Annotated in this window: 3 protein-coding genes; all 3 read right to left on the bottom strand. The window is 38.2% G+C overall.

Annotated elements, in window-relative coordinates; all coding sequences use genetic code 11:
• Nucleotides 1–4,945 (bottom strand): Rib/alpha-like domain-containing protein (locus tag RQ973_RS07310; RefSeq protein WP_311523401.1); only part of this gene is annotated, 4,945 nt, incomplete at its 3' end.
• Between the two features lie 692 nt (nucleotides 4,946–5,637).
• Nucleotides 5,638–6,972, bottom strand: a complete 1,335-nt coding sequence (locus RQ973_RS07305) for a cell wall metabolism sensor histidine kinase WalK (RefSeq protein WP_075231910.1) — start codon at nucleotides 6,970–6,972, stop codon at nucleotides 5,638–5,640.
• Nucleotides 6,965–7,636 (bottom strand): two-component system response regulator CiaR, encoded by a 672-nt coding sequence (gene ciaR, locus RQ973_RS07300; protein ID WP_075231911.1) that lies wholly within the window; start codon nucleotides 7,634–7,636, stop codon nucleotides 6,965–6,967. Before ciaR ends, RQ973_RS07305 begins: the two co-directional genes overlap by 8 nt.
• Between the last annotated feature and the right edge of the window lie 104 nt (nucleotides 7,637–7,740).

Genomic DNA, 7,740 nt, shown 5'->3' with positions numbered 1-7,740 from the left:
TTGGTGTCTTACGAGCTGGTGTTGTTACATCTACTGGTTGTGATGGTTTCTTGTTAGGTTCTGTTACTGTTCCTGTACCTGGGACATCTTTCTTAGGAAGGTTGTCATTTGGTACTTCACCTGAACCATTGTCGCCAATTGTAACTGTGATTGTTGTTCCATCTTCTCCTGGAATTTCTACCTTAGTTCCTGGTGGGTATGTTGAGCCATCTGGTTTCTTAGGTGTTACTGTAACGTCACCTGTCTTAGGATCTTGTTCAACATCTAGTGTTGGTGTCTTACGAGCTGGTGTTGTTACATCTACTGGTTGTGATGGTTTCTTGTTAGGTTCTGTTACTGTTCCTGTACCTGGGACATCTTTCTTAGGAAGGTTGTCATTTGGCACTTCACCTGAACCATTGTCACCAATTGTTACTGTGATTGTTGTTCCATTTTCTCCTGGAATTTCTACCTTAGTTCCTGGTGGGTATGTTGAGCCATCTGGTTTCTTAGGTGTTACAATCGCATTTCCATTTGGTTGTTGAGTGATTTCAATCTTACCTGGTTTTTCAGTTACTGGTGTTTCTGGTGTTACCTTAGCTGGTGTTTCTACTGGAACTTCAACTGTTGGTTTACCTGGTTCAGTAATCTTAGCTGTACCTGGAACTTTACCTTCTGGTAATTCACTGTTTGGTACTTTACCTTTACCGTCTTCACCGATTGTTACTGTGATTGGGTTTCCATCTTTACCTGGGATTTCTACCTTAGTTCCTGGTGGGAATGTTGAACCATCTGGTTTCTTAGGTGTTACTGTAACGTCACCTGTCTTAGGATCTTGTTCAACATCTAGTGTTGGTGTCTTTTGAGCTGGTGTTGTTACATCTACTGGTTGTGATGGTTTCTTGTTAGGTTCTGTTACTGTTCCTGTACCTGGGACATCTTTCTTAGGAAGGTTGTCATTTGGCACTTCACCTGAACCATTGTCACCAATTGTTACTGTGATTGTTGTTCCATTTTCTCCTGGAATTTCTACCGTAGTTCCTGGTGGGTATGTTGAGCCATCTGGTTTCTTAGGTGTGACAATCGCATCTCCATTTGGTTTACGATCAATTTCAATCTTACCTGGTTTTTCAGTTACTGGTGTTTCTGGTGATGTTACTGTTACTTTTACAGGGACTTCTTCTTCTGATCCATCTGGGTATCTTACGAGAACTTTTCCTGTTACTTCTTCACCTGGAGTCTTATCTGCTGGAATGGTTACAGTGACTTTACCATCTTTATCTACTGTGATTCCTGGTGTGCCACTTGTGTAAGTTGTTCCATCTGGAATTTTCTTACCATTCGCTTCTTTTACTGGAATCTCTACTGATGTTCCTGGTTTGCCACTTCCATCGTCATACTTAGGTGTGTAATCATCTTTATTTGGACGTCCTACGACTACTGGAACATTTACTGTATCATGTGAACCATCTGGGTATGTAACTTTAACTACAGCATTTCCTACATTACCTGATGTTTTTGTTGACGGTTTGCTTTCTACCGTTAAAGTTCCTGGACCAAAGTTTTGTACTTTTGCCTTCACTTCATCATCTGTAATGTTATGGTTATACGGAACTGTTAATGTTTCGCCTGTTGGATTGTATTTGTCAGTTTGATCCTGAACAGTGATTCTTATTGTTTTTGTTGATGGCGTATTGTTCTTATCGTACGCTGTAATTTTTACAGTATAGAATCCTGTCTTAGCGTTCGTAGTTCCTGTAATTTGGCCATTTTCGTATTTTAATCCTTGTGGTAAATTGCTTACCTGAATTGGATTATTATCACGCATTCCAACACCACCTGTATTATCTACAGCTGTTACAGGGATTGGAGTAATTGGTTCGTTTTTAGTTACCGTTGCGCTTTCTGCTGTAATTGTTGGGCCTGTTACGTCTTTTACTGTAACTGGTACATTTACAGTATCACTTGATCCATCTGGATATGTAACTTTAACTACAGCATTACCTGCATCCCCTGCTGTTGCAGTTGAAGTTGGTTTGCTTTCTACTGTTAATGTTCCAGGGCCAAAGTTTTGTACTTTTGCTTTTACTGCTTCATCTGTAATTGCTTGACCTTGGTTTACTGTCAATGAATCGCCTGTTGGATTGTATTTGTCAGCTTGATCTTGAACAGTAATTCTGATTGATTTTTCTGAAGCATTATTATTTTTATCATATGCTTTGATTTTTACAGTATAGTAACCTGTCTTAGCGTTCGTAGTTCCTGTAATTTGACCCTTTTCATATTTCAATCCTTGTGGTAAATTGCTTACCTCTATTGGATTATTATCGCGCATTCCAACCCCACCTGTATTATCTACAGCTGTTACTGGAATTGGCGTGATTGGTTCGTTTTTAGTTACTGTCGCGCTTTCCGCTGCAATTGTTGGTGGAATCTTGTCACTCGGCGTTACTTCGAAAGTAAATGTTACATCATTAGCTTTATTGCCTGCATTATCAGTAGCTTTAAAAGTAATTGTATTAGTCTTACCAACATCTTCTGCTGTTGTTGTAATCGTAATAGTTCTTACTTTTTCGGTATCAGTATCTTTCACGTTAGTTGCACTAGCTTGTGAATTAACCAATCTACTACCATATTTTGTTGTGAAATCATCAGCATTAAGATTAACATGTTTATCATCTCTTGCTGTTACTGTGAATGTTACAGTTTGTCCTTCAACTACTGTTTGCTTAGCTGGTGAAATTTCTAATGTTGGAGCTTGTGTGTCTGGTGCTTCTGTTGGAGTAACTGGCTCACTTTTATCAGAAGTTACTGTTCCACCATTATTTACAACTGTTGCAGCTGTAATAGGTTTTCCTGGTAGAGCTCCTGTAACTGTAACTGTCGCAGTTTCTCCATTAGTTGTTCCAGTTCCGATAACTGTATCACCATCGTAAAGGTTAACTGTCGAACCGTTTGGCACTCCACTTCCAACATTAACCGTAATTTGTTGACCTGTTAAACCTTTTTTGTTAGCAACATCTGTTGTAATAGCTGGTTTTTTAGGTTTAACGATTAATGTAACTGTTCCATCTGAACCTGAATTAGCGTCAGTTGATTTAGAGCCGTCTTTATAAGTGGCAATAGAAGTATACTTGAATACTCCGGCTTGCGCTGTACTTGGTGAATTATCACCTGCCCAACTCCAGCTCATACCTGAAGGGAAAGTTCCGTCTTTTCCATGTTTAACATAACCTGAAGATACAGGATTTATTGGGTCTCCTGCGTAATCTCCTACTGTTTTTGTAACTGTTAAACCTTGAATTGGGTCTTTTGGTGCCTCTGGGTCTGCTTGTAAACTAGTGCCTGTTGCCCCCATAATATAGGACTGATTAGTAGTTCTTCCGTATGTCACTGAGGCTGCATAAACACGACCATATTGAGCTGCTTCTTCAGCAGTAACATCATCTCTTAGTCTAACCTTGGCATGCATGTGCATTGCATAATCGGAACTTTCTTGTCCAGTCTTAACTCCAAAATAATATGATGCCCCTGGATAGCCACCGTTTTTATTTTTTGTAAGAGTATTTAAGACAGGGTCTTTCTCGTTGTTTTTGAAGACAGACCATCTTTGGTTATCACGAGTTACCCCAGAAGATGGATCATAGATTGTTCGTTTATCACCATTAAAGATATTATAGTTCTGTTCCCATACTTTAGATGTAGGTATATAGGCTGTATTTCCATATGGAGTAAAGCCTTGGAACCCATCAGAAAGTCTTCTACCACCAGTATTTTGGTAACGTGTAAAACTCAAATCTTTCACCGTGTTAGACGAGTGCATGATATTAAAAGGAGCTTGGAAATAATATTCTTGCTGATATGAAGCCTTTGTCATCCTTTTTCCATCATTATTGAAGAAGACATCATAGACGATCCATTTACCTTCGCTATCTTGTACATAGGTTGCCTTAATATCAGTCTTATTTTTAGTGAATTCCGGATTATCATTTATTGTTTTTTGCCCACCGTTCTCTTTCGGATCGACAGAAGCAAAATACTTGATATTGGTTAAAGCACCTTGATTAATTTGACCATTTGCTCTAAAACCTGTTCCCTGTCCCATACTTTGACCATTACGTGGATCATGAGAACCTGAAGTCAAACGATTACGTGCAATCATAACAGAACTTTCGTTACGTTTGATGACACGATTCATATCCTCAACATCACGAAGGCTAACTTCTACACCACCAAATGCAGACTTGGCTACGGCAACTTGGGCGATAGCTTTCTCCAAGATTTCACGTGTCAAGTCATTCTCAGGTGTTTGGGCGATAGTCTGCTCCAAACGTTCAATAGATAATTTGAGACTAGCTTTAGCTTTTTCCAGTTGCTCAGCATTAGTATTTTCTGAAGTTTCCTCAGACTTAGCTGAAATTTCTGAAGTTGGCTTCGCTACTTCTGGCTTGATTTCCGGAGTTGCTTCCTGTGTACTTTCGTCATTTTTATCTTCTTTGACTTGAGGAGTTTCCACTGCTCGTAGCTGGTCCAAAACATTGGTCAAGCGAGCTACTAAAGCGTCCACTTCTTCTTGACTCACTTTTGAATCAGCGAGAGTCTGTTCAGCCTTAACAAGTTCTTCCTTGGCAGCAACCAAAAGATCTGTATTAGCAGCTTCCTTGACGTGGAGCTGGTCTTTGAGCTGTGTCACAAGCTGACTTGCAACAGCTGTATCCACTTTTACAGAACTAGTAGGCTCTTCCTTATCCTGCGATGCTAGCGGACTAGTATCTTGAGTTAAAGCCTCTACATGAGGTTGGTCGACAGGTGTTACGCTATCCGCACTAACGACGCGCGCACCCAAAAACATCAGTGCTGCAACAGCAACTGAAGCCGCACCAAAGCTATATTTACGAATAGAAAAGCGTAAAACTTTTTCTCGTTTCTGGCGTTCGATACGACTCATGGATGATTTTTTATCCATTCTATTGTCTCCTTTTTTTGAATTTGCTCACCTAAAACACATATTGTTTATATTCACAGGCAAAGCTATCCAAGTATAATTTTATACTTTTTATTGGGAATATGCAAACTATTTATCGCTTAAATCATACTTTTTTTAGTTTTTATGCATCTAAAACATTTATATAGTATTTATACTTGATTCACCCTCTAATTTTCTTCGGTTTTATTGAATCATCTTGATACTTTTCATTCTTCAACTCATTAAAAATAAATCATATTTAAAATATCACTCAAACGATTGGCATTATTATCGGCGCTTCATTTTTATTATTTTGTCTTTAAAGTTTGTTTTATTTTAAAAAAATTCGAAATAAATTGTATATAAGTTATTTACCTTTTATCCTTCTAAATAAAACTGGAGTTTTTCCTTTCTGTAGAATAAATCCGTTGTAGCTTATCGTATTAGTTGTTTCATAGTACAATACATTTCTCGAGGATAACGAATGGTAAGTGCTCAATACCACCCAAATAAAAGCGTTGAGTCAGTCAATTAAGCTCTAAAACTCATCTTAAAACAGCATCAAATTCTTTCCATCACGACAGTTAACGGAATTCAACAGCTTGTCTGATATGTTTTTTTATACAATAACTAAAAGGCTGCGACTAGAAAAGCGATATTTGACCTACCACTTTCTAATTCACAGCCTTTTCTCATTTATTTTTACGCTTGGATGGTGTTTGGATAGCGATCTTTACTTCAAAAATCGTACCATGTGGTTTGTTATCCTTAACACTGATGGTTCCTTTAAGAGCATCGACAATTTGTTTGGCTAAAGACAAACCTAACCCAAAGCCACCTTTTTGACGAGTACGAGCCTTGTCAACTCGATAAAAGCGATCAAAAATTTTCTTTTTATCTGCTGCAGAAATACCGATTCCATCGTCAGCCACTGACAAATAGAGAGTACGCTCTGTCGCAGCGATTACAAAATGAATTTCTCCATCTTCTTCAGTATACTTGACAGCATTGTCAAACAAGATAGTCATCAGTTGCTTAAGAAGAAGCTTGTCTGTTATGATGGTCCGATGAATTCGATTTTCAAAATGAAAAACGCGGTTATTTTCAGATGCAATCATTTCATAGTTGGTAAATGTTGTGTTGAAGAAATCTGGCTGCACTTCTCCTAATTCAGGCTTTATCCCATCATCACGACGGGCTAGATTGAGAAGATTGGTTGTTAACAATCTCATGTTCCGAACTTCTTCTAAACTAGAAGCAATACTCTCACTTGATTCCATAATGGTTGCCTCAGGTTTTCTGAAAAGAGTTTCCAAGCGATTTTGAAGAACAGCAAGTGGAGTTCGTAGCTCATGACTGGCATTTTCCACAAAGCTCTGTTGCTTTTGCATACTCTCAAGCAAGGGTTTGACACTAACACGAGCAAGATAAAGACTAGCTATGAGTGATAAAATCCAGAAGCTGGCCATAACGACTACGATTAATTGCTCATGGTTTTGACTGATTTGTTCCAGCTGACTGGTATTAATCAGAACAGCGGCATACTTAATATTGGTCGAGACTGATTCTATATTCATTTCAGTCAAGATTACTCGATAAATCTCATCCTGCCCGTAACTATTCTGAACATGAAGCTGGCGGATATGGTTTAAATCCTTTTTATTAAAAGTAATCCTGTCAAGCCCTAAAAATCGGTTTCCAGTCACTAATTGATTCAAATTTGCATCCAACAATATCACTTCTGTATTGGAACTGATCGTTGGTTTTTTATCCGTTGACGAAGGAACGGATTGACTATTGAGATCTTTGACTTCATCTGTTGCACGGTTGACAGCCAACTGGATGACATCTTGAGGATTGCCACTGAGAGATAGAAGCTTCTCATCCACCGAGGTGTAGAGACTGGAGTGCATAACCTGCAAGATAATCAAGGTCATAGCAGAAAAAATCAGCGTAAATACTCCAAAGTTACGGATAAAATAACTGAAATCCTCTGCATACCAATTCTTTTTGAATTTATTAAACATGTTTTAAAATATACCCAACACTACGCAAGGTTTGGAGGTTTTCAGCAAAGACTGAGCCCTTTAATTTCTTACGAACTTTTGACACATAGACTTCTACTACGGAGATGGTTGTGTCACTATCGAATCCCCACAAACGGTCAAAAATCTGGGTTTTGGGTAAGATTACATTTTGATTTTGGAGGAAATAAACCAAGAGATCAAATTCTTTACCTAATAGTTCAACAACAGTATCATTGACTTTAACCTCATTAGTAGATAGATTTACAGTCAAATCACCATAAGAAAGAGTATTTTCGTTGAACTTACCAGAACGTTTGAGCAGCGCCTGAATACGCATCTTGAGCTCTTCTAGATAAAATGGTTTTGTTAGATAATCATCTGCCCCAAGCTCAAATCCATGTCCCTTATCATCGAGACTTTCCTTGGCTGTCATGATCAGAACAGGAGTCGAAATGCCTTTTTCACGCAATTCTTTTAAAACTTGGAACCCATTTTTTTCAGGCAACATCAAGTCCAATAGAATCAAATCATAAACACCACTTTCAGCCTCATAAAGACCTTCTTCTCCATCAAAAACCTGCATGACATCTGCAAAATCATCCAAGAAATCAAATACTGAATTAGACAGGCCTAGGTCATCTTCCACTAATAGAATTTTGATCATCAAAAATTCCTCCTTATTATACCTATTATAGCAAAAATATCTTAAAAAAAACTCAACTTCCCTTGTTTTTCCTAGAGAAAGTTGAGTTTTTGTCATCTAGTTAG

The organism is uncultured Streptococcus sp. (assembly GCF_963511325.1).
GTDB lineage: Bacteria > Bacillota > Bacilli > Lactobacillales > Streptococcaceae > Streptococcus.
The sequence above is the reverse complement of the archived record's forward strand: the minus strand, read 5'-3'. Positions and strand labels throughout refer to the sequence as shown.